Here is a 22776-nt window from a genome sequence, read left to right on the forward strand (position 1 = left end):
CGTCGATGCATGGCCACAATCGCGAGAAATACGATGATCTACAGCATGACTGGCTATGCGAGCGCCACGCGCGAACTCGTCGCGGCTTCGGGCACGGGCGGCGTGAGCGTGTCGGTCGAACTGCGCACGGTGAACTCGCGCTTTCTCGACCTCAACTTCCGTATGCCGGAAGACGTGCGCGTCTGCGAACCCACGCTGCGCGAAATGCTGATGAACAAGCTCTCGCGCGGCAAGGTGGATATCCGTATCAACCTGCAACGCAGCGAACAGTCGGCCAACGCCGGTTCGATCAATCGCGATGCGCTCACGCAACTCGCGCTGCTCGAACGCACGGTGCTGTCCACGTTCCCGGAAGCCGGGCGTCTGCGCACCGGCGAAATTCTGCGCTGGCCGGGCGTGCTGGCCGAAACCGGCGTCGCGCCCGAAACGTTGCGTGACGCGGTGCTCGCGTGCGGCAAGCAGGCCATCACCGATCTGATCGACGTGCGCGCCCGCGAAGGCGCGCAACTAGCGACCATGCTGCTCGCCAACGTGACCGAAATGGAAGCGATCGTCACGAAGATCACGCCGCTCGTGCCGGAGTTGATCACGAAGCATCAGCAGAAGATCGTCGAGCGTCTGCAGGAAGCGCTCGGCATCGCCGCGCCGGACACGGCCGCGACAATCGTTTCGCGCGAGGAAATCAACGAACGGATTCGCCAGGAAGTGACGATGTACGGCATCCGTATCGACATCGCCGAAGAGTTGTCGCGCCTCACCGCGCATCTGAACGAAACGCGTCACGTGATCCAGAAGGGCGGCAAGGTCGGCAAGCGGCTGGACTTCATGATGCAGGAACTGAACCGCGAAGCGAATACGCTCGGCTCGAAGGCGGCCGCCAAGGAACTGGCGGATTCGTCGATGACCCTGAAGCTGCTCATCGAACAGATGCGCGAGCAAGTACAAAATCTGGAATAAAGCTGGAGCAACACGAACATGACCGACCACTCACGCGATCACGGCGCACCGCGCAATCCCTACGCCGGCGCTTACCCCGGCAATCTGTTCATGGTCGTCGCGCCGTCGGGCGCCGGCAAGTCGACGCTCGTGAACGCGCTGCTCGCGGGCGACGACGCGATCCGTCTGTCGATCTCGTACACGACGCGTCCGCCGCGTCCGAAGGAACAGGACGGCGAGCACTATCACTTCACGACCGTCGACGATTTCATGAAGCGTCACGACGAAGGCGAGTTTCTGGAAAGCGCCGAAGTGCACGGCAACTACTACGGCACGTCGCGCGTGTGGATCGAGGAGCAGATGAAAAGCGGCCATGACGTGCTGCTCGAAATCGACTGGCAAGGCGCGCAGCAGGTGAAGAAGCAGTTTCACAACGCGGTGGAAATTTTCATCTTGCCGCCGTCGCTGGAAGCGCTCGAAGAGCGTCTGAAAAAGCGCGGCCAGGACGAGCCGAACGTGATTACGCGCCGTCTGCTGGCAGCGGGCAGCGAGATGGCGCACGCGGCGGAAGCGGAGTACGTGGTGATCAACGAGAACTTCGATCGCGCGCTCAGCGAACTGCAGTGCCTCGTGGCGGCGACGCGTTCGCGCTTCGCCTCGCAATACGCGCGCCACACGCAGCTTTTCGTGCAGCTCGGCATTCACCTGCCGCACGCGTGAGCGCGGCGGTGTACCGAGCACATAAGGTAGAATAAGCTACATACTGAGAAGGAACCCAACATGGCCCGCATTACCGTCGAAGACTGCCTCAAACAGATCCCGAACCGTTTCGAACTCGCGCTTGCCGCAACCTATCGCGCGCGTCAGCTCGCTCAAGGCCACACGCCGAAGATCGAAAGCCGCGACAAGCCCACCGTCGTCGCACTGCGCGAAATCGCAGCCGGCCAGGTCGGCGTCGAAATGCTGAAGAAGGTGCCTGTCTAAGGCGCGCATTTCCGTTTTCGATTTACCTGTATTCGCAACACTTCGTTGCCACAGTAGTTGCATCATCGTGCAGACCGGCGTCCAACCCTAACCGCTAACGGAGGCGACCATGAGTGCTACCCCGCCCACCGCCACGGAAGCGGACCACGACGCCGATTCACCCTCGTCTGCACGCAAGTACATCGACGCGGTCCTCGAACAGTCGTTCCGCCATCTGTTCGGGCCCACCGCCACGCCGGAGCAACCGCGCCGGCATGACGTCGTCTCCATTGCCAAGCTGACCTCCGTTCTTTCCGGCTATCTGCAGCCGGAGGAAATCAAGGAGGTCAAGGCGGCCTTCCATTTCAGCGACGAAGCCCACCTCGGGCAGTACCGCCAGAGTGGCGAGCCCTACATCACGCATCCTGTCGCCGTCGCGGAAATCTGCGCCGGCTGGAACCTCGACGCCCAGGCTTTGATGGCGGCGTTGTTGCACGACGTGATGGAAGACCAGGGCGTCACCAAGGCCGAACTCGCGGAGCGCTTCGGGCCGAAAGTCGCGGAACTGGTCGACGGCCTGTCCAAGCTGGACAAGATGGAGTTCCGCAATCGCGAAGAGGCGCAAGCGGAAAACTTCCGCAAAATGCTGCTCGCGATGGCGCGCGACGTCCGCGTGATTCTGGTCAAGCTGGCCGACCGTTTGCACAACATGCGCACGCTCGGCGCGGTTCCGCCGGAAAAGCGTCGCCGCGTGGCGCGCGAAACGCTGGATATTTACGCGCCCATCGCGCACCGTCTCGGCCTGAACAATACCTACCGCGAGCTGCAGGATCTGAGCTTTGCGAACTTCAATCCGCATCGCTACGCCACGCTCGAAAAAGCCGTCAAGGCTGCGCGCGGCAACCGGCGCGAAGTGGTGGGCAAGATTCTGGAATCGGTGCAGCGCGCCATTGCGGACGCCAAGCTCGACGCCGAAGTAACGGGCCGCGAAAAAACCATCTTCAGTATTTACAAGAAGATGCGCGACAAGCAGCTGTCGTTCTCGCAGGTGCTCGACGTGTACGGCTTCCGCGTGGTGGTCGACAGCGCGCTGGAGTGCTACACCTGCATCGGCGCGCTGCATGCGCTCTACAAGCCGGTGCCGGGCAAGTTCAAAGACTACATCGCGATCCCGAAGGTGAACGGCTATCAGTCGTTGCACACCACGCTGGTCGGCCCATTCGGCGCGCCGATCGAGTTCCAGGTGCGCACGCGCAAGATGCACGAGATCGCCGAGGCGGGGGTTGCCGCGCACTGGCTGTACAAGAACGGCGGCGCCGATCTGAACGACGTGCAGAAGCGCGCCCACCAGTGGCTCAAATCGCTGCTCGACATTCAGAGCGAAGCAGGCGATTCGAGCGAATTCCTCGAACACGTCAAAATCGACCTGTTCCCGGACGCGGTATATGTGTTCACGCCGAAGTCGAAGATCATGGCGTTGCCGCGCGGCGCCACGGCGCTCGACTTTGCGTATTCGATCCACAGCGACCTGGGCAACCAGTGTGTCGCGGTGAAGATCAACAACGAATTGCTGCCGCTGCGTACCGAGCTGAAGAGCGGCGACATCGTCGAAGTGATTACCGCGCCGTACTCGAAACCGAATCCGGCATGGCTCGGCTTCGTGCGCACCGGCAAGGCGCGTTCGGCCATCCGCCACTATCTGAAGACAATGCGTCTGAACGAATCCGTGCAGCTCGGTGAGCGGCTGGTCGATCAGTCGTTGAAGGGTTACGGCTTTGCGCTGTCGGACGTCACGCCGGAAGCGTGGGAAAAGCTCGTTCAGTGGACCGGCAACAAGAACCGTCAGGAAATTTTCGCGGACATCGGCCTCGGCCGGCGCGTCGCGGCCGTCATGGCGAAGCGCATCGAGGTGCTGATGAGCGGCCGCGATGCCGACGACGACGGCTCGCGCTCCGATGGCAGCCATCCGCATGCGCCGCCGGTCGTCATCACCGGTACCGAGGGTATGTCGGTGCAGTTGTCGGCATGCTGCCGCCCGATTCCGGGCGACGACATCATGGGTTACATCGGCATCGGCCTCGGCATGGCAATCCACACGACGGATTGCCGCGTCGCGCAACGTATTCACCGGCGCGATCCGGGCCGCTGGATCGACGTCGCCTGGGCGCCGCAGCCTGGCCGTCTTTTCGACGTCGCCGTGAAGGTGCTCGTGAAGAACACCAAGGGCGTGTTCGCGCGCGTGGCGGCGGACATCACGTCGGCGGACGCCAACATCGTTCACATCGCAATGGACGAAGACCTGTCGCAGGAATCGACCATACTGCGCTTCGTGATTCAGGTCAGCGACCGCGTTCATCTCGCCAACGTCATGCGTCGCGTGCGGACCAACCAGGACGTCATGCGGATCGCGCGCGAACGGCCGAGCGACGAAGGACATCATCGTCACGACGGCGGGATGCGGATCGATCGCGAACGGGCCGATTACTGATCCTGTCTGCGGCGCGAATCACCTCGCGTCGCTCAAGCGTCGCGGGGCCGCGCAGTCGCGCAGTGCTTCACGCTTCAATCTGAACGCGGCGCTCGCCCGCTAGTCTCACCTGATCGACAGGGAGAACGCACATGAAAGTAGCTGACCTCAACGGCGTGGCGCTCGACTACTGGGTCGCCCGCAGCCTGCACGACTTCGTGCGTGAAATTCACTTTACCGACAGCGGCGAAACGGTCTCGATTCGCGGCAACGACCGCGGCCGTCCGTGGGATGGCCGCTTCACGCCGTCGACGTCATGGGAAGCGGCCGCAACGGTGCTGGAGCGCGCCCAGCGATTCGAACTGCGCGAGCAGGTCGAGCGAAACGCGGCGCACTGCGTCGCGGAATTCCATGGAGCACATCGGACCGTGGAAGGGCGGGGCGAGTCGTTGCGGATTGCGCTGCTGCGGGCGTTTGTCGAAAGCCGGTTTGGCGAGCAGGTGGACGAGGTGATACGCGAGGCACAGGCCGTGATCGGCGAGCGGGTGCAGGCGATAGGTGAACAGTCGGCGGGTTTTTCGATCGGCGATATGCCGACGCCCGACGGACAGATTGGCGATATTCAGTCGCCGCCGCGGTGAGTCGCCCGAGCGGCGATTCATTTTCTGAAAAGCGGCGCTGGAAAAACAAAGGGCCTTCCGATCGGAAGGCCCTTCATAGGTGGTGCGGCTGGCAGGATTCGAACCCACGACCCCTTGGTTCGTAGCCAAGTACTCTATCCAACTGAGCTACAGCCGCACGCTAAAACAGGTGACGCTTGCAATGATACTGCAGTAAAACCGGGTAAAACGTAAGGGCCTCCCGGGAGGGAGGCCCTCGAATAAGTGGTGCGGCTGGCAGGATTCGAACCCACGACCCCTTGGTTCGTAGCCAAGTACTCTATCCAACTGAGCTACAGCCGCACGCAGAAACGAGATTATAGCAAAGGTTTTGCAAAAGGGAAGCATGTAACTGCGATTTGTCTCATTCCCCTGATCGTGTACCCTTGTTAGGCAGTCGCTTGCTGCGGTTAACGGACCATCATGAACAAGGCCTTTGTCAAAGAGTCGAGTGAAGAGAATGACGACGACCTCGACGTCGTACAGCCGGAGATTCCTCCGGGCACGAAAAACTACATTACGCCCGCCGGATTTCGGCGCATGCGCGATGAACTGCTGAATCTGATCGACAACGAGCGGCCGGAAGTCGTCAAGCTCGTGTCGTGGGCGGCGTCGAACGGCGACCGCTCTGAGAACGGCGATTACATCTACGGCAAACGCCGTCTGCGCGAGATCGACCGGCGCATCCGCTTTCTGACCAAACGTCTCGACCTCGCCGAGCCGGTGGACAGCAGCAAACAGGAAAACGTCGACCAGGTTTTCTTCGGCGCGACCGTCGAGTACGAGACGGAAGACGGCGAGGCGCATGCGGTAACGATCGTCGGTGTCGACGAGGTCGATCTCGACGTGGGTCACGTGAGCTGGATTTCGCCGATCGCCCGCGCTTTGCTCAAGGCGAAGATCGGCGATACGGTTACCTTGTTCACGCCGGCCGGCCCGCAGCCGATCGAAATTCTCGACGTCAAATATCCGCAGCCCGATACCGGCGGCTAGGCGGTCATTGGCACCAGGCTGGCGGACTCGGTCGTTCCGGTCGGGAAAGGTTCGACCGCTTCAGTCTGTCTCGACAGTTTCGTTCGCTTCAGTAGCCATTTCGCGGGCGCCTGCGCCTTGCCGGTCGGCCAGCAACGCATGGACCTGCTCCAGCGTGCCGTCGCGTTTCCACTGCAGATAACGGGCGTAGCAGGTCTGCTGCGGCGGGAATTCAGCGGGAAGGTAAAGCCAACGCTCGCCCGTCCGTTCAATCCAGAGAATGGCGTCGAGCACGGCTCGCGAGTCGGCGGTCGGCCGGCCAGTCGACTTTTTCGCGCGCGCGGCGGGGAACAGGTGCCCGACGCGCTCCCATTCGGCGTCCGACAGACGGTCCATCGAATTCTCCTCTCTGTTGGTTTTGTTTTGCTGCAGCATGAAAAAAGGCGCCGCGAACGGCGCCTTTCGATACTGCAGATGCTGCCAGACGCTTAGAAGCGGTGGCGCAGGCCTGCCGTGACAGCGACTTGCTTGTTGTTGCCCGAAGCGCCGAGACCGTTGATGTCTGCATCGACAATCGCGTTCTCGTTGACTTGCTGGTATTCGCCTTGCAGATACACGTCGGTACGCTTGGACAGCGCGTATGCCGTTTGCAGGTTGAACTGGTTCCAGTGCGGACGCGTACCGGCCAGGCTTGCACGCGTGTACGTGTACGAACCGGCGATGCTGACTGCCGGCGTCAGTGCGTAGCGAGCGTTTGCTTCGAAGTTCTGGAAGTGTGCGCTGCTGCCGCCGAAGCCGCCGATGCCTGCCGATTGACCCGATGCGCCTGCACCGATGCCTGCCAGACCCGTCAGGTTGGTTTGCGAGTACACGAGGCCGACGGTTGCCGGACCGAACGCGTAGTTCGCGCCTGCGCCCCACGTTTGCTGACGTTGTGCGAAGAACGTGTTGTCGCTCGACACTGCGCCGCCCGAGTTGAACGCTGCAGCTGCGCCGGTCGCGCCGTTGCTGTTCAGTTGCAGGTAAGCCGCTGCGAGGTTCAGGCCGCCCCAGTTATACGATGCGCCTGCGCTGTATGCGCGGTTGTTCGCAAAGCCGTCTGCCTGGTTCGAGAAGCCGTACATGCCGCCGAACTTGAAGCCGCCGTAGTTGACGCTCTGATACTTGACCGAGTTGTTCACGCGGAACGAGTTGTTCAGGTTGTCGTTGTCGAACGGGTGGGCGAACTGCGTGCCGCCGTATTGCGTGCCGGTCAGAGCCAGCGGGCCGACGTAGTCGACCATGCTGTCGTATTGACGGCCGAGGGTGACGGCGCCGAACTGGTCGCTCGTCAGACCGACGAACGCTTGACGGCCGAATTCACGGCCACCTTGCTTGAGCGTGCCGTCGTTGATGCCGAAGCCGTTTTCCAACGTGAAGATGGCCTTCAGACCGCCGCCCAGATCTTCAGCGCCGCGCAGGCCCCAACGGCTGCCGTTCACCGAACCGCTGGTTTCTTGCCAGTTGCTGTGACCGTGCTGGTTGTTCGTATAGGTGATGCCGGCGTCGATCAAGCCATACAGCGTAACGCTGCTTTGTGCGTGAGCAGCCGTTGCAAAAACGCCCGTGAGGGCAGCGACCATGAGAGTCTTTTTCATTTTCTAACTCCGAGAGCGAGAGTGGGCGTTGAACCCAGGCTTAGGAGACCTTCACGCGGTCGCTGCGAGAGGCGATACCGCGTGATGTGCGCGTCGTGGTCGGACACGCTGGTTTCCGGTTAGGCAGAGTGTAGAGAGGCGCTTGCGCCAATGGGCATTCCGATTCTCGCAATAAAGTATTACGCGATTCGAAACGATGATTGAATGCCGCTTAAGCCTTGCTGATAAAGGCTTTCAGGCAGGTTGGGGTGAATTGCCAAGCAATCTTGACACATTGGCGTTGCTCAATTGCGACAGTAATCGACGCAAAAAAACAACGCAAATAATCCTAAATCTCGATTGTTGTTATTGCGGCAATAGATGATTGTTAATTGTGCGAATAATGGAAATTCGTTGAGACGCTATACTGAAATTTCTGCTTTTCGAAGCAGACTTTTTCGTTGACGAAAAAGATCTCCAAACCTTTGTCGGCGCGACTTCCCAGTCGCGCTTTTTTTTCGCCTGGCGGCCGGAACGACCGCGGGCGTCGTGTCGCCGAACCGGCTTTAGTGCGCCGGCGCGATGCCGTCCGCGGCGCCCCAGTCGGTCTCGGTCGGAATGCTCCAGTCTTCCATCACGTAGCGGCGTGCGTCCATGGGCGACGACAGCAGATTCTGCCAGTGGTCACCGTGCCACATCGGATCGAAATCAAAGGCCGACGGCGCGGGTGTGGTGGCGGGTTCGGAAGCGTCTTTTGCGTGCGACTGCGTGAGCCAGGTGACGAAACGGCGGAATTCATTGAACAGCATGGCAATCTCCTGATGCGTACTACGACGTGCTCGCAATACCCATGATCCCGCCATGAATGCACTGCAACAACTCGGACAAACACTTACTAAAATCATTATTTGTTACAGTTTTATTGACCAATAGGCAATATTTCCCGTCGCAAGACATAGCGCTGTGTGCACAAGTAAATATGACCTCGTAATTAACAAAGTGCTTATCTAGATGTAGGTGAATTCTGCCGATTTATTCACCTCGCTTAATCGGCGTCGGTGATAAATACATAACAAGATTTTTCTTGACGATAATTCTTCGTTCCCCGTATAACGGCAAAGCTGATTTTCTCTCGCATGAAGACCATCTCTTCGCAGAGAAAAAAGCGCGTGGGCGTCGCCCGATTTTGATAAAAATTTCGAGGGAAACTGGAACATGGAAACTGGTATCGTCAAATGGTTCAACGATGCTAAGGGCTTTGGCTTCATTACGTCGGACTCGGGTGGCGACGATCTCTTCGCCCACTTTTCGGAAATTCGCGCCGAAGGCTTCAAGTCGCTGAAAGAGAACCAGCGCGTCTCTTTCGACGTGAAGGCCGGCCCGAAGGGCAAACAGGCGGCCAACATTCAGCCGCTGTAAAGCCATACGAAGCCGCGTCGACTTGCATTGCCTGCAGGTTGCGCCGCGCTCAAACAACCCTCGCTTCGTGCGGGGGTTTTTTATTTGAAATGCATTTCATCTGAATTAACCAGACAGTTACGTTTTTCCGCGTTAATCCAATTGCGGAGTTATCGATCGCGGCTGTTTGCCTGACTATCCGCTTCTCCGATCAAAAGCGTTCGCTGCAAAGGGAAACTCCGCATAGCCAGCTACGCCATGCCGATAACCGCGCCGGATGACAAGGCAATCCGCGTGCGCAAGCGTCAACTGGTGCATACTTGCAGCCAAATCACGCGTCCAAAGTCTCTTTTTCCATGTCTGAACAGTTTCTGCCGGAATCGGCCCTCGACGTCCCGATCGCTTTTGTCGATCTCGAGACGACCGGCGGTTCAACCAGCGAGCATCGCATTACCGAAATAGGTGTAGTCGAAGTCGGTCCTTCCGGCGTATCGCGCTGGAGCACGCTCGTCGACCCGCAGCAGCCGATTCCCTCGTTCATCCAGCAACTGACCGGCATCACCAACGCCATGGTGCGCGGCGCGCCGACCTTCGACGCGGTCGCGCCGGAGCTGTTCGAGCGTCTGCAGGGCAAGTTGTTCGTGGCGCACAACGCCAGCTTCGACCGCGGCTTCCTGCGTGGCGAATTCCGCCGCGCGGGCTTCGCATTCGATCCGGATGTCCTGTGCACCGTCCGCCTGTCGCGCGCGCTCTTTCCGGCGGAAAAGCGCCACGGGCTCGACGCGCTGGTCGAACGTCACGCGCTCGTCCCGTCGGATCGCCACCGCGCGCTCGCCGACGCCGATCTGATCTGGCAGTTCTGGCAGCGTCTGCATGGGCTCGTGCCGATCGATGTGTTGCGCGCGCAGATCGAGCGCACGACGCGGCGTTACCGGCTGGCCGGCGATATCACGGAAGATCTGCTCGACACCGCGCCTGCGGGCTGTGGCGTCTACGCGTTTTATGGCGACGACGACGTGCCGCTCTTCGTAGGGCGTAGCGTGCGAGTGCGTCAGCGTTTGCGCGCGCATCTGACAGGCGAGCGGCGGTCGTCCAAAGACATGCGGCTGGCGCAGCAGGTGCGGCGGGTCGAATGGCGCGAGACGGGCGGCGAACTCGGCGCCATGCTCACCGAATCGCAATGGATCGCGAGCTTGCGGCCCGGTCACAATCGCGTGCCCCGTGTGTCGAAAAGCGACCCGAAAGATGCGCCGTGGCCGTTCGACGGTCCGATCGTCTTCGAAGAGCGTGAAGAGGCCTCACAGGCGCGCGCGTTTCATGTCATCGACCGCTGGTGTTATCTCGGTCACGCGCCTACGCTCGCGCAGGCCAGCGCGCTGCACGCGACGAGCGTCGTCGGCCTGTTCGAATTGTCGACCTACCGGATTCTGCAGAGTCACCTCGCGCGGGGCCTGCGCGTACTGCCGCTGAGCGTTTCGGCGGCGTCGTCCGTGGCGGCAACGCCCGCCTGATCCTTGAATTGCGCGCGCCGCTGCTCAGCCGGTCGCGCCCACTCCACCCGTTTCGCAGACATGACCCAGCGCGCGCGTCAGCGCCGCGCTACCGGTCGCGTCATAGCGGGTCAGCGATTTCCAGTTGGCCAACGACTGCGCCACGCGCGACGGACAATCCGCCGCGTCGCGCAGCGGCTGCACGCGTGCAAGTCCTGCCACCATCGATTGCGTCAGGCGGTCCAGTTGCGGTCGCGTGCTGGTCGCCAGATCGGGCGCGGGCCCTTCGGGTGGTCGCGTGGCGCGCCAATTGGCAAACAGCGCGTTCTGCACGTCTTTGCTGGCGTCGATCTGATCCTGAAAGAAGGCGCGCGCAAACGCCGGGTCCACGTTCGCGGCCGCTGCCCGCTTGCCGACGTCGGCCAGCAAGGCGTTCTCACGCGGCGTGTCCGTGATGGCCTGATGATTTGCCCACTTCCAGCGCGCGACGGGCTCGGCCAGTGCGAGCCGCTGCGAAGCCAGCGCGATCAGATTGGTAAGCGCGGTATCGTCGCCGTCGGCGCGAGCCGCCTTGGGCGCAAGCGCGAACGAAGCGAATAGGGCGAGCGTGAGCGCACACGACGCGGTGAAGCGAAACGAACGGGTCATGAAAGAGGAGCGCAGCGGAAGGGGAAAGGCAGAAGAATAGACGAAGCGCCGTTATTCAGACGCGATCCAACGCAATACAGTATGAGCAGGCGATGACTTCTGTCGAGCGGAAACCGTGTTTGAACTTGCGCGACGGGCACGCGCACTCTGACGCCGGGCCGTCTGGCCGGGCGCCGCCGTCAGGCGGAACGAATCGGTTCGTCGGCGCGACCGCAGTAGAAATGCTCGGGCGCGTGCCTGCAACCGCCGCGCGCGGGACGCGCGGACGCCTCAAACAGGGTGCGCCGCAACACCGTTACTTCGAGTCGCACGACTTACGTTGTTCGTCGAAAAAAGCGCGTACGTGCTCAGGCAGTTCCGCACCCAAAAATTCGACGCCAGCGGGTTCCGGATCCGGGCAAAAGACTTTATCCGGGGTCGGAATTTTCGTTGGTTTGGCATCCATGATCTCTCTCCTTTACAAACCGATTATCTGCCTCGGTCCCTGTTTTGCACCAGCATCCAACGCAGATAGCATGTCGTGTGTTGCTTTAACGGAACAGGTCAACCCGAACGCGGAATGTTTAAATAGAATTTACCGGTTGACCTTGGCCTGTCTGCAATTGGTGCCGATATTTTCCAGCCGCTGTTTCCTGCCTGTTCTCGCCTGTCTTAACTCCCTTCGTTCCCCGCCGAGCCTTGGCTCGCATGCCTTCCAGGTATTAATCCGCAATCCAGTTCAATACCAGTGGTTTGCATCTGGTGATACACATGCGGCAACGCGTTTATTGTGCATTGCGTCATCGCCCGGATTTTATCGATGCGCGTCCGAACGTTCGTTTAATACCGCTTTGTTCAGGCAATTAAAATCGCTCGTGATCTTTTGTAAACGAACCATTTCGCCAGTTCGTTGACGATTTCCAATAGTTTTTTAATCGACCCGGACAAACGCGCCAAGCGTCGCGCTTTTCAACCGGCGAGACGCTCTCGCAGATAGGCTGCCGTGCGGCTGTTTTTGGCGCGCGCGACTTCAGCGGGAAGCCCATTCGCCACGATCGTGCCGCCCGCATCGCCGGCGCCCGGACCGACGTCGATGACCCAGTCGCTTTGCGCGGCCACGCGCATGTCGTGCTCGACCACCACGACCGTGTTGCCGGCGTCGACGAGACCTTGCAACTGCACCATCAACCGGTCCACGTCAGCGGGATGCAGGCCGGTGGTCGGCTCATCCAGGATGTAGAGCGTGTCGCCGCGCTGTATGCGCTGCAGTTCCGTGGCGAGCTTGATGCGTTGCGCCTCGCCGCCGGAAAGCTCGGTAGCGGGTTGGCCCAGCCGCAGGTAGCCGAGCCCGATGTCGCGCAGCACGCCGAGCGCGCGCATGACCTGCGGCTCGTCGGCGAACAGCGCGCAGGCAGCGTCGACGGTCTGATCGAGTACTTGCGCGATGTTTTTATCGCACCAGGTGACTTCCAGTGTCTGCGGGTTGTAGCGCGTGCCGTGACAGGTCGAGCAGGGCGCGTAGACGCTCGGCAGGAACAGCAACTCCACGCTGACGAAGCCTTCGCCCTCGCAGACGGGACAGCGGCCTTGCGCGACGTTGAACGAGAAGCGGCCGGCGTTGTAACGGCGTTTGCGGGCGAGCGGCGTGTCGGCGAACAGTTTGCGGACGTGATCGAACAGGCCGGTGTAAGTCGCGAGATTGGAGCGCGGCGTGCGCCCGATCGGTTTCTGATCGACGCGTACGAGCCGCCGCAGCGACTGCATGCCATCCGCGATGTGGCCGCTGGTCGGCACGGTTTCGCCCGCGAGCAATGGGTCCTGCTCGTCTTCGTCCGGACTCTCGACGACGCGCCCCAGATGGGCGGCAACCAGTTCGGGCAGTGCCTGGCTCACGAGGCTCGATTTGCCGGAGCCCGACACGCCGGTGACGGTGGTGAGGCAGCCGAGCGGAAACGCCACGTCGAGGTTGCGCAGATTGTTGCGCGTGACATCCGCGAGACGCAGCCAGCCGACGGGCGTGCGCGCCGTGCGGGCGCGCTGGCCGGTTGGCGTGGGCGAGGCGAACAGATGCAACCGCGTTTGCGAGGCTTCGACCCTGGCGAGACCCGCGGGCGGTCCGCTGTACACCACATGACCGCCGGCCTCGCCCGCCGCGGGTCCCACGTCGACCAGCCAGTCGGCGCGGCGCATCATCTGCAGATCGTGTTCGACGACGAACAGCGAGTTGCCCGCGGCCTTGAGCGCCTGCAAGGCGGTGAACAGCGCTTCGCCGTCGGCCGGATGCAGACCCGCGGACGGCTCGTCGAGTACATAGATCACGCCGAACAACTGCGACGACAGCTGCGTCGCAAGCCGCAAGCGCTGCAATTCGCCGGACGACAAGGTCGGCGTGCTTCGTTCCAGTGCGAGGTAGCCGAGGCCGAGGTCGATCAGCGTGCGCAGGCGTTCGAGCAGTTCGGCTGCGATGCGCTGGGCGGCGACCCGTTTTTCTTCGGACAGGTTCGGCGTGCGGCGCACATCGGGCGACGCTTTGTGCGCGGAGCCGCCCGCCGCGACGCGTTGGTCGACGGCGTCGCGCATCGCACTGCGGCTCAGCACACCGCCTTTGCCGCCGGCGCCTGTCTTCGCATCGGGCCACTCACCGCGCGCGATCGGTTCGAGCATCGCGGCGAGTTGCGCAAGCGGCAGCTGCGCGAATTCGCCGATGTCGAGTCCGGCGAACCTGACCGACAGCGCCTCCTTCTTGAGCCGTTTGCCGTGGCACGTTGCACACAGACTGCCGACCATATATTGCGACACGCGCTTTTTCATCAGCGCGCTCTGCGTGTTCGCGAAGGTGTGCAGGACATAGCGACGCGCACCGGTGAACGTGCCCATGTAGCTCGGCTCGTCCTTGCGCTTGAGCGCGAGCCGGGTTTCCTTCGGCGTGAGGCCGGCGTACACAGGGACGGTCGGCTGCTCGTCGGTAAAGAGAATCCAGTCGCGATCTTTTTTGGGCAGATCGCGCCAGGGTACATCGACGTCGTAACCCATCGTCACCAGAATGTCGCGCAAATTCTGTCCGTGCCACGCGGGCGGCCACGCCGCGATGGCGCGTTCGCGAATGCTCAGCGAATCGTCGGGCACCATCGACTTTTCCGTCACCTCGTACACGCGACCGAGTCCGTGGCAAGTCGGACACGCACCTTGCACGGTGTTGGGCGAGAAGTCTTCGGCGAACAGCATGGGCTGCTTCGGCGGGTAGTCGCCAGTGCGCGAATAGAGCATGCGCACGAGGCTCGACAAGGTCGTGACGCTGCCGACCGACGAGCGCGCGCTCGGTGTGCCGCGTTGCTGCTGCAATGCCACGGCCGGTGGCAGACCTTCGATCGAATCGACCTCGGGCACGCCGACCTGGTCGATGAGGCGTCGTGCGTAGGGCGCGACCGATTCGAAATAGCGGCGCTGCGCCTCGGCGTACAGCGTGCCGAATGCCAGCGACGATTTCCCTGAGCCGGACACGCCGGTGAACACCACGAGCGAGTCGCGAGGAATATCCACGTCGACGTTTTTCAGGTTGTGTTCACGGGCGCCGCGAACGCGCACGAAGCCCGACGAGGCAGGCGTTGCAGGATTGCTCGACGACGAGCGGGGCTTCTTGCGGATGGCGTCCATGTGTGTCGATAGCGGGGCGGAAAGAAGGGCGGAAAAATGCGGAAATGTGCAGCCGGACGAGCCGTGCGAACGCGAATGAAGTTGCACGGAGCATGCCAGCGGCACATCGCTTCGGCGTAGCGGTCAGCGGAGTCGATGTCGACGCGTTCGGGCGTTTCGTCAGTATCGGCGAATATCGTGCGGTCCGGACGAGCGCGGGCATTGTGGCTAAACGTGGCTGCCCGACATTGCGCCAGACTTTCGTCCGTAGACGACAAGTGCAAGACGCGCGACGAACCGATTCGGTCGGCACGAAATCCAGCGCCTATGATGCAAACACCGTCAACCTCGGCGCAGCGTGCGCTGGACAACGGACGCACGAATCCCAGCGCGGAAGATGGCGTCTTTGCCCTTGGGAGAGTTTGCAATGGAAAACGCTGTCTACTGGAACGGCCGTCAGGTCGGGATCGAATGTGCTGGCCGGATCTCGTGGTTTTCGTCGGCGCCGCAGGAAGCTATCGCCGCGTATGGCGCACCGCAGGCCAAAAGCGAGGCGCGTGAAGATACCGTGGTAGCACACAATCTCGGCGTGACCGCGTCGTTTGACCGGCAGCGTTTCGGCGCCTGAGTCGGGTTGCGCAAAGGCCGCGCTGCCCGCAGAACAAAAATGGACGATGGGCGGACGAGAAGCAGACGACGAAAAGCAAAAAGCCCAGTCGCAAGGACTGGGCTTTTTGCTTGAATCTTGATGGTGCCGGAAAGAGGAATCGAACCCCCGACCTTCGCATTACGAATGCGCTGCTCTACCGTCTGAGCTATTCCGGCATCAGGAGAAACGAGATTATATGGACTTAATCAGCGACTTGGCAAGCCCCTAATCTCATTTTTTTGCTTCGAGGTGATAGCGGGTGACGCGGTCGACTTCGTTTTTCGAGCCGAGGAACACTGCGACGCGCTCGTGCAGGCTCTTCGGCTGAATGTCGAGGATGCGTTTCTCGCCGTTGGTCGCGGCGCCGCCAGCCTGTTCGACGATGAACGCCATCGGATTCGCCTCGTACATGAGACGCAGCTTGCCCGGCTTGTCGGGGGTGCGCTTGTCGGCCGGATACATGAAGATGCCGCCGCGGTTCAGGATACGGTGCACGTCGGCGACCATCGAGGCGATCCAGCGCATGTTGAAGTCGCTTTGACGCGAGCCGTCCTTGCCTGCCTTCAGTTCGCCGATGTACTGCTCGACCGGCGGATACCAGTGACGTTCGTTCGACGCGTTGATTGCATACTCACGCGTTTCCACGGGAATGCGCATGTCGCTTTGCGTGAGCACCCACGAACCGAGTTCGCGGTCGAGCGTGAAGCAGTTCACGCCATTGCCCGTGGTGAGCACCAGCACGGTTTGCGGACCGTACACGGCATAGCCCGCGGCAACCTGCTGCGTGCCCGGTTGCAGGAACGACTGTTCGGTGGGTTGCTGGCCGTCCGGGCAGCGCAGAACCGAGAAGATCGTGCCGATCGACACGTTCACGTCGATGTTCGACGAGCCGTCGAGCGGATCGAACACCAGCAGGTACTCGCCCTTCGGATAGTTCGCCGGGATCGGGAAGAACTGTTCCATTTCCTCCGACGCCATGCCGGCCAGGTTGCCGCCCCATTCGTTCGCTTCGAGCAGGATTTCGTTCGAGAGAATGTCGAGCTTCTTCTGCACTTCGCCCTGCACGTTTTCGCTGCCCGCCGTGCCGAGCGCATCGCCGAGCGCGCCCTTGCTGACGTGGTAGCTGATCGCCTTGCAGGCACGCGCGACGACTTCGATCAAAAGGCGCAGGTCGGCCGGCAGGTTGTTCGTCTCGCGCTGCTGCTCGATCAGGTACTTCGTGAGAGTGGTACGTCGTTGCAAAGCCATTGCTGTACTCCGGGGAGGCTTGAGGAATGTTTTGATTTTAACCGCTCGCCGTGTCGGTTCCGTGCTTTTGCGACGCCGGCGTGATCTGGACGACGCCACGGGGGCCGTCGCGAACACGCGAAAGGCGGTCCGGCCGTGCGCCGCGCTGCCGGAATCGGCCGAGGCGTGCGGTTTGCGTCGATGGAAAAAAGCCGGCAACGCGTGCCGGCTTTCGTGGTGGCCTGAAACGCGTTCAGGCGAGCGTGTCGCAAAACATTACGCCAGCGCCTTCTCGACGATCTCCCGCACGTCGCGCGATTTCACCTGCGCGGCCACTTTTTCCAGCGCCGCGCGCATGCCGTCGCGCAGCGTCGGCGTGAAGCGGCGCCACAGTTCGAGCGAGCGGGCGAGGCGGGCGGCCACTTGCGGATTGATGGCGTCGAGCGCGATCACCTGTTCGGCCCAGAACGCATAACCCGAGCCGTCTTCGGCGTGGAACTGAGCCGGGTTCGCGGCGCAGAAGCTGAAAATCAGCGAGCGCGCCCGATTCGGGTTTTTCAGGTTGAACGCCGGATGCGCCATCAACTTGCGCACGATGTCGATCACCGGACGCTTCGCGCTGCCGCGCTGCGTGGCCTGGAGCGCGAACCACTTGTCGATGACGAGCGGCTCCTTCTCGAAGCGGCGATAGAAGTCGTCGAGTGCGCGCTGTGCTTCGGCGCTGCCGCCGTTCGCCGCCGACGCGTTGAGCAGCGCGGAGAGCGCCGCCGAGCGATCCGTCATGTTGTTCGCCGCGTCGTATTGCGCCGAGGCGAGGCGCACGGTGTCGGCGGGATCGTCCAGCTCGGCCAGATACGACAACGCCAGGTTCTTCAACGCGCGGTGCCCGGCGGCCTCGGGCGTGGCTTCGTACGCGCCCGGCGTGCGGTGCTTCTCGTACACGGCGAGCCATTCGTTTTTCAGCGCGTTGGCAAGACGTTTGCGCACGAACTGACGCGCGGCATGCACGGCCGCCGGATTCGACTCGGCCATCTGCTCGGCCAGATAAGCTTCCGACGGCAGCATCAGCGCCAGTTCGCGGAACGACGGCGAGAGCGACTCGTCGGTCAGCACGCGCGAGAACGCCTCGACCACCGAATCGTCCAGTTGCAACGGCACGCCCGTGGCGGCGCGCCCGGCGAGCGTCAGCAATTCGCGCGTGGCAAGGCGCTGACCGGCTTCCCAGCGGTTGAACGGATCGCTGTCGTGAGCGAGCAGGAAGGCCAGTTGTTCCGCCGGGTAGTCGTACTCGACGATCACCGGCGCGGAGAAATTGCGCAGCAGCGAAGGCAGCGGTTCCTGCGCGACATTCACGAAGGTGAACGTCTGCTCGGTCTGCGTGAATTCGAGCACGCGGGTGGTCGACGCGCCCGGCGCGGATTCGCCTTCCAGTTGCAGCGGCAGATCGGCGCCGTCCTTGCCGATCAGACCGATCGCGAACGGAATCAGCAGCGGTCCCTTCTGGGTTTCGCGCGCGGCGGGGGCGGCGTCGCCGTAACCTTGCTTGAGCGTCACGCTGTAGCGCTTCTGCGCGGCGTCGTACGCGGTGCGCACCGAGACGCGCGGCGTGCCGGCCTGGCTGTACCAGCGTTCGAACTGCGCCAGGTCGCGGCCGTTGGCGTCGGCCAGCGCATGACGGAAATCGTCGCACGTCACCGCCTGTCCGTCATGACGCTTGAAGTACAGGTCCATGCCCTTGCGGAAGCCGTCGCGGCCGAACAGCGTCTGATACATGCGCACGACTTCCGAGCCTTTCTCGTAGACCGTCATCGTGTAGAAGTTGTTGATCTCGACGTAGCTCTCCGGGCGCACCGGATGCGCCATCGGACCCGCGTCTTCGGCAAACTGCATCTGACGCAGCACGCGCACGTCTTCGATCCGCTTGGTGGCGCGCGCCGCTTCGTCGGTGGCGCCGCCGGCCATGTCCGCGGAGAATTCCTGGTCGCGGAACACCGTCAGACCTTCTTTCAGGCTCAGCTGGAACCAGTCGCGGCAGGTCACGCGGTTGCCGGTCCAGTTATGGAAATACTCGTGGCCGACCACTGCCTCGATGTTGGCGAAGTCGGTATCCGTGGCGGTCTCGGGGTTCGCCAGCACGTACTTCGTGTTGAAGATGTTGAGCCCCTTGTTCTCCATTGCGCCCATGTTGAAATCGCTCACCGCGACGATCATGAAGCGGTCCAGATCCAGTTCGAGGCCGAAGCGTTGCTCGTCCCAGCGGATCGAGTTGACGAGCGAGTCCATTGCGTGACGCGTCTTGTCCAGATCGTGCGGCTCGACCCACACCTGCAGCAGCTTTTCCTTGCCCGAGCCGCTTTTCACGCGTTCTTCGAGCGCGACCAGCTTGCCCGCGACCAGTGCGAACAGATAGCTCGGTTTTCTGAACGGATCTTCCCAGCGCGCGAAATGGCGGCCGTCCGGCAAGTCGCCTTCTTCGAGCAGATTGCCGTTGGACAGCAGCACCGGATAATCGGCCTTGCTGGCGCGCAGGGTGACCGTGAAGGTCGCCATGACGTCCGGGCGATCGAGGAAGTAGGTGATGCGGCGGAAGCCCTCGGCCTCGCACTGCGTGAAGAAGTTGCCGCCCGACACATACAGGCCCGACAAGGTGGTGTTCTGCGCCGGATTGCAGATGCTGGTGAGCGTGAGCTCGAAATTATCGGGAACGTTCGCGAGCGTCAGCCCGTGCTCGTGAGCGTGGGCGTCCGCGAAGGGCGCGCCGTCGATCGTGGCGCCGACGAACTCGAGTTGTTCGCCCATCAGTTCGAGATTCGAGGCGCGCGACGCGTCCGGATTGCGGCGCACGCGCATCGTATTCCTGACGACCGTGCGTTCGGGAACCAGATCGAACTCCAGTGCGACGGTGTCGATCAGGAAGGCGGGCGGCGCGTAGTCGGCGCGGCGGATCACATTGGGCGTTGCGGTATCGGCCATGGCGTTCAGTAGTGATGGGACTCGAGCCGTCACGCGCGCTCATGGCACGCGAGGCGGGCTTGTCGAGCCATTGTACAAAGCCTCGGCCGATCGTGCGGCCCGAACTTTTTACCGGCTCGCCTGGTCAGCGTATTATTCAGCAAAGCGACTGGACGAAGCGCGTCAGGTCCGCGAAGCGGCCGGCCGGGCCGCGATGACCGGCATTACGAGGTAGACCATGAACATGAACCGATGGACCCGTCGCGCCGCGCTGCTGCTCGCGACGCTGACGGTGCTGCTGTCCGGCTGCACGACGTACGTCAACACGCAGGTCACCGCTTTCTCCGACTGGAGCGGCAGCGACGCCACCCGTACTTACGCGTTCACGCGCGCGCCCGATCAGCAGAACAATCTCGAACTCTCCACGTATGAACGCGTGGTCGCCAACGAACTCGCGACGCACGCGTTCCGTCAGGTCGACGCGAACGAGGCCCGCTATCTCGTGGGTCTTTCCTACGGCATTCGTTCGGATATGGTGACGGTCTCCGAGCCGGTGTACTACAACCCGTGGCCCGCTCCCTACTGGGGATGGGGCCGCCCCTTCGATCCGTGGGGACCGTGGGGTCCGTACGGCGGCGGTTACGTCAGCCAGAGCTATCCGGTCTACACCCATTTGCTCGGAGTGCGTATTACCGAACGGGCGTCGGGCAAGGAGGTTTATAACGTGACGGCGCGCAATTCGGGCGGCGAGTCGTCGCTGGTGCGGGCCATGCCGTATCTGGCGCGCAGCGCGCTATCCGATTTCCCGCTCGGCAACGGCGTGGTGCATACGGTCAAGCTGCCGGTCGAGCCGAACGGCGGTGCGCCGAACGAAATGGCCGCAACCGGCGGGGCGCCGGCGGCCGCGCCGGCTCCCGCGCCGGGCGCCAAGGTCGTGCAATAACGCGTCGGCGCCGCGCGTCCGGCGCGAGCGGTGGGGCAAAAAAAGCCCGTCAGGTCACCCTGGCGGGCTTTTTTACATTCTGGGACGGCTCTTGCCCGCCGCCATTTGTGAAAGTAATTCGAAAGGAATTTGTTTCATTTCGGGGTGTTACGTCGAGGCTTGCCGGTCCAGGCTTAGCCGTGCGGGCCGGCCGCTCCGGCATTCGTCGCCTATCAGATACGGATACAGATGGATACGTCTTTTGTGGCTGATTTAATCCAGAATATTCAGTATGATTCCGGCGACCTGAGGACGCACAGGTAATCCTCCGATTAATTTGTGCCGGTACCCTAAATAATCGGGGACAAGTGCCGTTAAAATCCTGACCCTTATAAGAAGATAGGATTGACTGCGGCTTGAGATTGCCGTCGGCACGGCGCCCGTACGTTATGGCGATTGTGTTTTCCGTCAGGCGCCCTCAGCCTCTTCTCGCTTCTACGCGCGAACACCGAAATGCCCGATCTGCACTGGACCATCCCGGTCGCTCGCTGGTCTAGCTGGCCTGCTGCCGCATCTGCCGCACCCGACATTGGCTTTATCGAGCCGATCGTGCGGCGTCGTCTGAGCACTTTGTCCAAGGTTGCACTGAAGGTCGCGCACGATTGCGTCGCGCAAGACGCGGCGCGCGTCGTGTTCGCGTCGCGTCACGGCGAATTGCGTCGCACTACCGACATCCTGCGCAGCATCAGCGCGGGCGAACCGGTGTCGCCTACGGCCTTCAGCCTGTCGGTGCTGAACGCCATGACCGGCATCTTCGGCATTGCCCGTGGCGACCGTTCCGCCGCCAGCGCAATCTCGGCCGGCGCCGAGACGCTCGGCTACGCGTTGCTCGAAGCGTACGCGCAATACAGCGAGCAGCCGGACGCGCCGGTGTTGTTCGTCTACGCCGACGAACCCGCCGATCCCGCCTACGGCACCATCGAAGACGAAGTGCAGGGCGGCGCGCTCGCGATTCTGCTGAACGACACGGCAACTGGCCGACTGACCTGCACGCAGTCCAGCACGGCTCATGCAGCAGCCGACGCAGCCGCCGGCGCCGAGTGCTTTCCGACCCAGAGCGAAGCGCTCCAGCATTGTCTCGCCACCGCCCAGCCCGCCGTCTGGCAAGGCGCGAACGCCACGTGGCATTGGAGCTGGCATGATCTCGCGGCTTGATTACGCCTGGCGTTTCTGCGCGACCGGCATGGCCTTCGTCGTGTTCGGCATTTGCGGCGTGCTGTTTTCGGTGCTGGTGTTTCCGTTCGCATGGTTGTGGCCGCACCGGGCCTCGCGTCAGTTCGCGGTGACCACCGTGATTCACTGGTTTTTCCGCGCGCTGGTGGCGGTGTTGCGCGTCATCGGCGTGATGGAACTCGAAGTGGCCGGCGCCGCGGCATTGCGCTCGGGCAGCCCGTCGATCGTGGTGGCGAACCATCCCACCTATCTGGACGTGATGGTGCTGCTCTCGCTCACGCCGCGCGCCTGCTGCGTCGTGAAAAACGCGCACTGGGGTAATCCGTGTTTCTGGGGCATCGTGCGCTCGGCGGAATACGTGAGCAATGCCGACCCCGCGCAACTCGTCGAAGCGGGCGCGCGTCAGCTGGCGGCCGGCTACACGATGATCATTTTTCCCGAAGGCACGCGCAGTCCCGCGCCGAACCGGCTGCACGCGTTTTCACGCGGCTTCGCGCATATGGCGCTGAAGGTCGGCGCGCCGATCGTGCCGGTGCTGATGGATTGCGATCCGCCGGCCTTCACCAAACAGATGCGCTGGTACGACGTGCCCGCGCGCGCTTTCCGGATGCGCGTGAACGTGCTCGAGCCGCTTGGCATCGAGCAACTCGCGGCCCATGACTCGACACCTTCTCTCGCGGCGCGCAGCGTAACCAGCGCCATCGAAGCACACATTACCGAGCACCTGTTCGCTTATGGATTCTTTAAAACTGGAAATTAAACAGCTTCTGATCGAAGCACTCGATCTGGAAGACCTGAGTCCCGCCGATATCGACGACGACGCGCCGCTGTTCGACACCGACGGCATCGGTCTCGATTCGATCGACGCGCTCGAGATCGGCATCGTGCTGCGCAAACAATACCAACTGACCATCGCGGCCAACGACGAACGCACGCGCGAACACTTCCGCTCGATCAGCACGCTGGCCGCGCTGGTCGCGAGTCAACGCGAAGCGGCGCATGCTGCGAACGAAACCAAGAAGGGGGAATAAA

General features: G+C 62.2%; 21 protein-coding genes and 3 tRNA genes. 13 read left to right on the top strand and 11 right to left on the bottom strand.

Going from position 1 to position 22776, the window contains the following annotated elements:
* Positions 1-33: 33 nt before the first annotated feature.
* From P3T18_RS28775 to P3T18_RS28795, 5 genes are all read left to right on the top strand, one after another.
* Positions 34-957, top strand: a complete 924-nt coding sequence (locus tag P3T18_RS28775) for a YicC/YloC family endoribonuclease (protein WP_429303340.1) — start codon at positions 34-36, stop codon at positions 955-957.
* Between the two features lie 18 nt (positions 958-975).
* Positions 976-1656 (top strand): guanylate kinase, encoded by a 681-nt coding sequence (gene gmk / locus P3T18_RS28780; RefSeq protein WP_429303341.1) that lies wholly within the window; start codon positions 976-978, stop codon positions 1654-1656.
* Positions 1657-1716: 60 nt separating this feature from the next.
* Positions 1717-1920, top strand: a complete 204-nt coding sequence (rpoZ, locus tag P3T18_RS28785; RefSeq protein ID WP_006025620.1) for a DNA-directed RNA polymerase subunit omega — start codon at positions 1717-1719, stop codon at positions 1918-1920.
* A gap of 109 nt (positions 1921-2029) precedes the next feature.
* Positions 2030-4387, top strand: coding sequence for a RelA/SpoT family protein (locus P3T18_RS28790; protein WP_429303342.1), 2358 nt, complete (start codon positions 2030-2032; stop codon positions 4385-4387).
* A 131-nt stretch (positions 4388-4518) separates the two neighbouring features.
* Entirely contained in the window at positions 4519-5007 is a 489-nt protein-coding gene (locus P3T18_RS28795; RefSeq protein ID WP_429303343.1) for a phage protein NinX family protein, read from the top strand.
* Positions 5008-5087: 80 nt separating this feature from the next.
* Here the strand turns inward: P3T18_RS28795 and P3T18_RS28800 are convergent.
* Together P3T18_RS28800 and P3T18_RS28805 are read right to left on the bottom strand one after the other, a co-directional pair.
* Positions 5088-5164: transfer RNA gene (locus tag P3T18_RS28800), tRNA-Arg, on the bottom strand.
* An 87-nt stretch (positions 5165-5251) separates the two neighbouring features.
* Positions 5252-5328 (bottom strand) — tRNA-Arg (locus tag P3T18_RS28805).
* A gap of 120 nt (positions 5329-5448) precedes the next feature.
* Here P3T18_RS28805 and greB point away from each other — a divergent pair.
* On the top strand, positions 5449-6018 hold the full coding sequence (gene greB, locus P3T18_RS28810) for a transcription elongation factor GreB (RefSeq protein WP_429303344.1): 570 nt from the start codon (positions 5449-5451) through the stop codon (positions 6016-6018).
* A 60-nt stretch (positions 6019-6078) separates the two neighbouring features.
* Here greB and P3T18_RS28815 read toward each other — a convergent pair whose 3' ends face one another.
* The 3 genes from P3T18_RS28815 to P3T18_RS28825 form a co-directional block, all read right to left on the bottom strand.
* Complete coding sequence (locus tag P3T18_RS28815; RefSeq protein ID WP_429303345.1) at positions 6079-6393, bottom strand: transposase; 315 nt, start codon at positions 6391-6393, stop codon at positions 6079-6081.
* A 92-nt stretch (positions 6394-6485) separates the two neighbouring features.
* Complete coding sequence (locus P3T18_RS28820) at positions 6486-7634, bottom strand: porin (RefSeq protein ID WP_429303346.1); 1149 nt, start codon at positions 7632-7634, stop codon at positions 6486-6488.
* A gap of 545 nt (positions 7635-8179) precedes the next feature.
* On the bottom strand, positions 8180-8422 hold the full coding sequence (locus tag P3T18_RS28825) for a hypothetical protein (protein WP_429303347.1): 243 nt from the start codon (positions 8420-8422) through the stop codon (positions 8180-8182).
* Between the two features lie 406 nt (positions 8423-8828).
* Between P3T18_RS28825 and P3T18_RS28830 the strand changes: the two genes are divergently transcribed.
* Together P3T18_RS28830 and P3T18_RS28835 are read left to right on the top strand one after the other, a co-directional pair.
* Positions 8829-9032, top strand: coding sequence for a cold-shock protein (locus P3T18_RS28830; protein WP_175151016.1), 204 nt, complete (start codon positions 8829-8831; stop codon positions 9030-9032).
* A 335-nt stretch (positions 9033-9367) separates the two neighbouring features.
* Positions 9368-10522 (top strand): exonuclease domain-containing protein, encoded by a 1155-nt coding sequence (locus tag P3T18_RS28835; protein WP_429303348.1) that lies wholly within the window; start codon positions 9368-9370, stop codon positions 10520-10522.
* 24 nt (positions 10523-10546) lie between these two features.
* On the opposite strand, the gene P3T18_RS28840 is transcribed toward P3T18_RS28835, so the two are convergent.
* The 3 genes from P3T18_RS28840 to P3T18_RS28850 all read right to left on the bottom strand — a co-directional run bounded on the left by P3T18_RS28840 (position 10547) and on the right by P3T18_RS28850 (position 14782).
* Entirely contained in the window at positions 10547-11149 is a 603-nt protein-coding gene (locus tag P3T18_RS28840) for a chorismate mutase (RefSeq protein WP_429303349.1), read from the bottom strand.
* A 295-nt stretch (positions 11150-11444) separates the two neighbouring features.
* A complete protein-coding gene (locus tag P3T18_RS28845; protein ID WP_042321669.1) occupies positions 11445-11594 on the bottom strand; it encodes a hypothetical protein in 150 nt (49 codons plus the stop codon).
* Between the two features lie 503 nt (positions 11595-12097).
* Positions 12098-14782, bottom strand: a complete 2685-nt coding sequence (locus P3T18_RS28850) for an ATP-binding cassette domain-containing protein (protein ID WP_429303350.1) — start codon at positions 14780-14782, stop codon at positions 12098-12100.
* A 406-nt stretch (positions 14783-15188) separates the two neighbouring features.
* Between P3T18_RS28850 and P3T18_RS28855 the strand changes: the two genes are divergently transcribed.
* Positions 15189-15389: a hypothetical protein gene (locus tag P3T18_RS28855; protein ID WP_429303351.1), complete on the top strand. Its 201-nt coding sequence runs from the start codon at positions 15189-15191 to the stop codon at positions 15387-15389.
* Between the two features lie 121 nt (positions 15390-15510).
* On the opposite strand, the gene P3T18_RS28860 is transcribed toward P3T18_RS28855, so the two are convergent.
* From P3T18_RS28860 to pepN, 3 genes are all read right to left on the bottom strand, one after another.
* Positions 15511-15586 (bottom strand) — tRNA-Thr (locus P3T18_RS28860).
* A 55-nt stretch (positions 15587-15641) separates the two neighbouring features.
* Entirely contained in the window at positions 15642-16658 is a 1017-nt protein-coding gene (locus P3T18_RS28865) for a class 1 fructose-bisphosphatase (RefSeq protein WP_091799881.1), read from the bottom strand.
* 255 nt (positions 16659-16913) lie between these two features.
* A complete protein-coding gene (pepN, locus tag P3T18_RS28870; RefSeq protein ID WP_429303352.1) occupies positions 16914-19610 on the bottom strand; it encodes an aminopeptidase N in 2697 nt (898 codons plus the stop codon).
* A 217-nt stretch (positions 19611-19827) separates the two neighbouring features.
* Here pepN and P3T18_RS28875 point away from each other — a divergent pair, with 217 nt between their 5' ends.
* From P3T18_RS28875 to P3T18_RS28890, 4 genes are all read left to right on the top strand, one after another.
* A complete protein-coding gene (locus P3T18_RS28875) occupies positions 19828-20532 on the top strand; it encodes a DUF4136 domain-containing protein (protein ID WP_429303353.1) in 705 nt (234 codons plus the stop codon).
* 492 nt (positions 20533-21024) lie between these two features.
* Positions 21025-21726, top strand: coding sequence for a beta-ketoacyl synthase chain length factor (locus P3T18_RS28880; RefSeq protein ID WP_429303354.1), 702 nt, complete (start codon positions 21025-21027; stop codon positions 21724-21726).
* Entirely contained in the window at positions 21710-22504 is a 795-nt protein-coding gene (locus P3T18_RS28885; protein WP_429303355.1) for a lysophospholipid acyltransferase family protein, read from the top strand. The genes P3T18_RS28880 and P3T18_RS28885 overlap by 17 nt, the downstream gene beginning before the upstream one ends.
* A complete protein-coding gene (locus P3T18_RS28890) occupies positions 22479-22775 on the top strand; it encodes a phosphopantetheine-binding protein (RefSeq protein ID WP_429303356.1) in 297 nt (98 codons plus the stop codon). Before P3T18_RS28885 ends, P3T18_RS28890 begins: the two co-directional genes overlap by 26 nt.
* The last annotated feature ends 1 nt before the right edge of the window (position 22776 follow it).

Source organism: Paraburkholderia sp. GAS199, assembly GCF_050436585.1.
In the GTDB taxonomy this organism is placed as follows: Bacteria; Pseudomonadota; Gammaproteobacteria; order Burkholderiales; family Burkholderiaceae; genus Paraburkholderia.

Excerpts from the sequence above, each read along its gene's own strand:
- P3T18_RS28775 (WP_429303340.1), top strand. The coding sequence starts at position 34 with ATGATCTACAGCATGACTGGCTATGCGAGCGCCACGCGCGAACTCGTC.
- gmk (WP_429303341.1), top strand. The coding sequence starts at position 976 with ATGACCGACCACTCACGCGATCACGGCGCACCGCGCAATCCCTACGCC.
- rpoZ (WP_006025620.1), top strand. The coding sequence starts at position 1,717 with ATGGCCCGCATTACCGTCGAAGACTGCCTCAAACAGATCCCGAACCGT.
- P3T18_RS28790 (WP_429303342.1), top strand. The coding sequence starts at position 2,030 with ATGAGTGCTACCCCGCCCACCGCCACGGAAGCGGACCACGACGCCGAT.
- P3T18_RS28795 (WP_429303343.1), top strand. The coding sequence starts at position 4,519 with ATGAAAGTAGCTGACCTCAACGGCGTGGCGCTCGACTACTGGGTCGCC.
- greB (WP_429303344.1), top strand. The coding sequence starts at position 5,449 with ATGAACAAGGCCTTTGTCAAAGAGTCGAGTGAAGAGAATGACGACGAC.
- P3T18_RS28815 (WP_429303345.1), bottom strand. The coding sequence starts at position 6,393 with ATGGACCGTCTGTCGGACGCCGAATGGGAGCGCGTCGGGCACCTGTTC.
- P3T18_RS28820 (WP_429303346.1), bottom strand. The coding sequence starts at position 7,634 with ATGAAAAAGACTCTCATGGTCGCTGCCCTCACGGGCGTTTTTGCAACG.
- P3T18_RS28825 (WP_429303347.1), bottom strand. The coding sequence starts at position 8,422 with ATGCTGTTCAATGAATTCCGCCGTTTCGTCACCTGGCTCACGCAGTCG.
- P3T18_RS28830 (WP_175151016.1), top strand. The coding sequence starts at position 8,829 with ATGGAAACTGGTATCGTCAAATGGTTCAACGATGCTAAGGGCTTTGGC.
- P3T18_RS28835 (WP_429303348.1), top strand. The coding sequence starts at position 9,368 with ATGTCTGAACAGTTTCTGCCGGAATCGGCCCTCGACGTCCCGATCGCT.
- P3T18_RS28840 (WP_429303349.1), bottom strand. The coding sequence starts at position 11,149 with ATGACCCGTTCGTTTCGCTTCACCGCGTCGTGTGCGCTCACGCTCGCC.
- P3T18_RS28845 (WP_042321669.1), bottom strand. The coding sequence starts at position 11,594 with ATGGATGCCAAACCAACGAAAATTCCGACCCCGGATAAAGTCTTTTGC.
- P3T18_RS28850 (WP_429303350.1), bottom strand. The coding sequence starts at position 14,782 with ATGGACGCCATCCGCAAGAAGCCCCGCTCGTCGTCGAGCAATCCTGCA.
- P3T18_RS28855 (WP_429303351.1), top strand. The coding sequence starts at position 15,189 with ATGGAAAACGCTGTCTACTGGAACGGCCGTCAGGTCGGGATCGAATGT.
- P3T18_RS28865 (WP_091799881.1), bottom strand. The coding sequence starts at position 16,658 with ATGGCTTTGCAACGACGTACCACTCTCACGAAGTACCTGATCGAGCAG.
- pepN (WP_429303352.1), bottom strand. The coding sequence starts at position 19,610 with ATGGCCGATACCGCAACGCCCAATGTGATCCGCCGCGCCGACTACGCG.
- P3T18_RS28875 (WP_429303353.1), top strand. The coding sequence starts at position 19,828 with ATGAACATGAACCGATGGACCCGTCGCGCCGCGCTGCTGCTCGCGACG.
- P3T18_RS28880 (WP_429303354.1), top strand. The coding sequence starts at position 21,025 with ATGCCCGATCTGCACTGGACCATCCCGGTCGCTCGCTGGTCTAGCTGG.
- P3T18_RS28885 (WP_429303355.1), top strand. The coding sequence starts at position 21,710 with ATGATCTCGCGGCTTGATTACGCCTGGCGTTTCTGCGCGACCGGCATG.
- P3T18_RS28890 (WP_429303356.1), top strand. The coding sequence starts at position 22,479 with ATGGATTCTTTAAAACTGGAAATTAAACAGCTTCTGATCGAAGCACTC.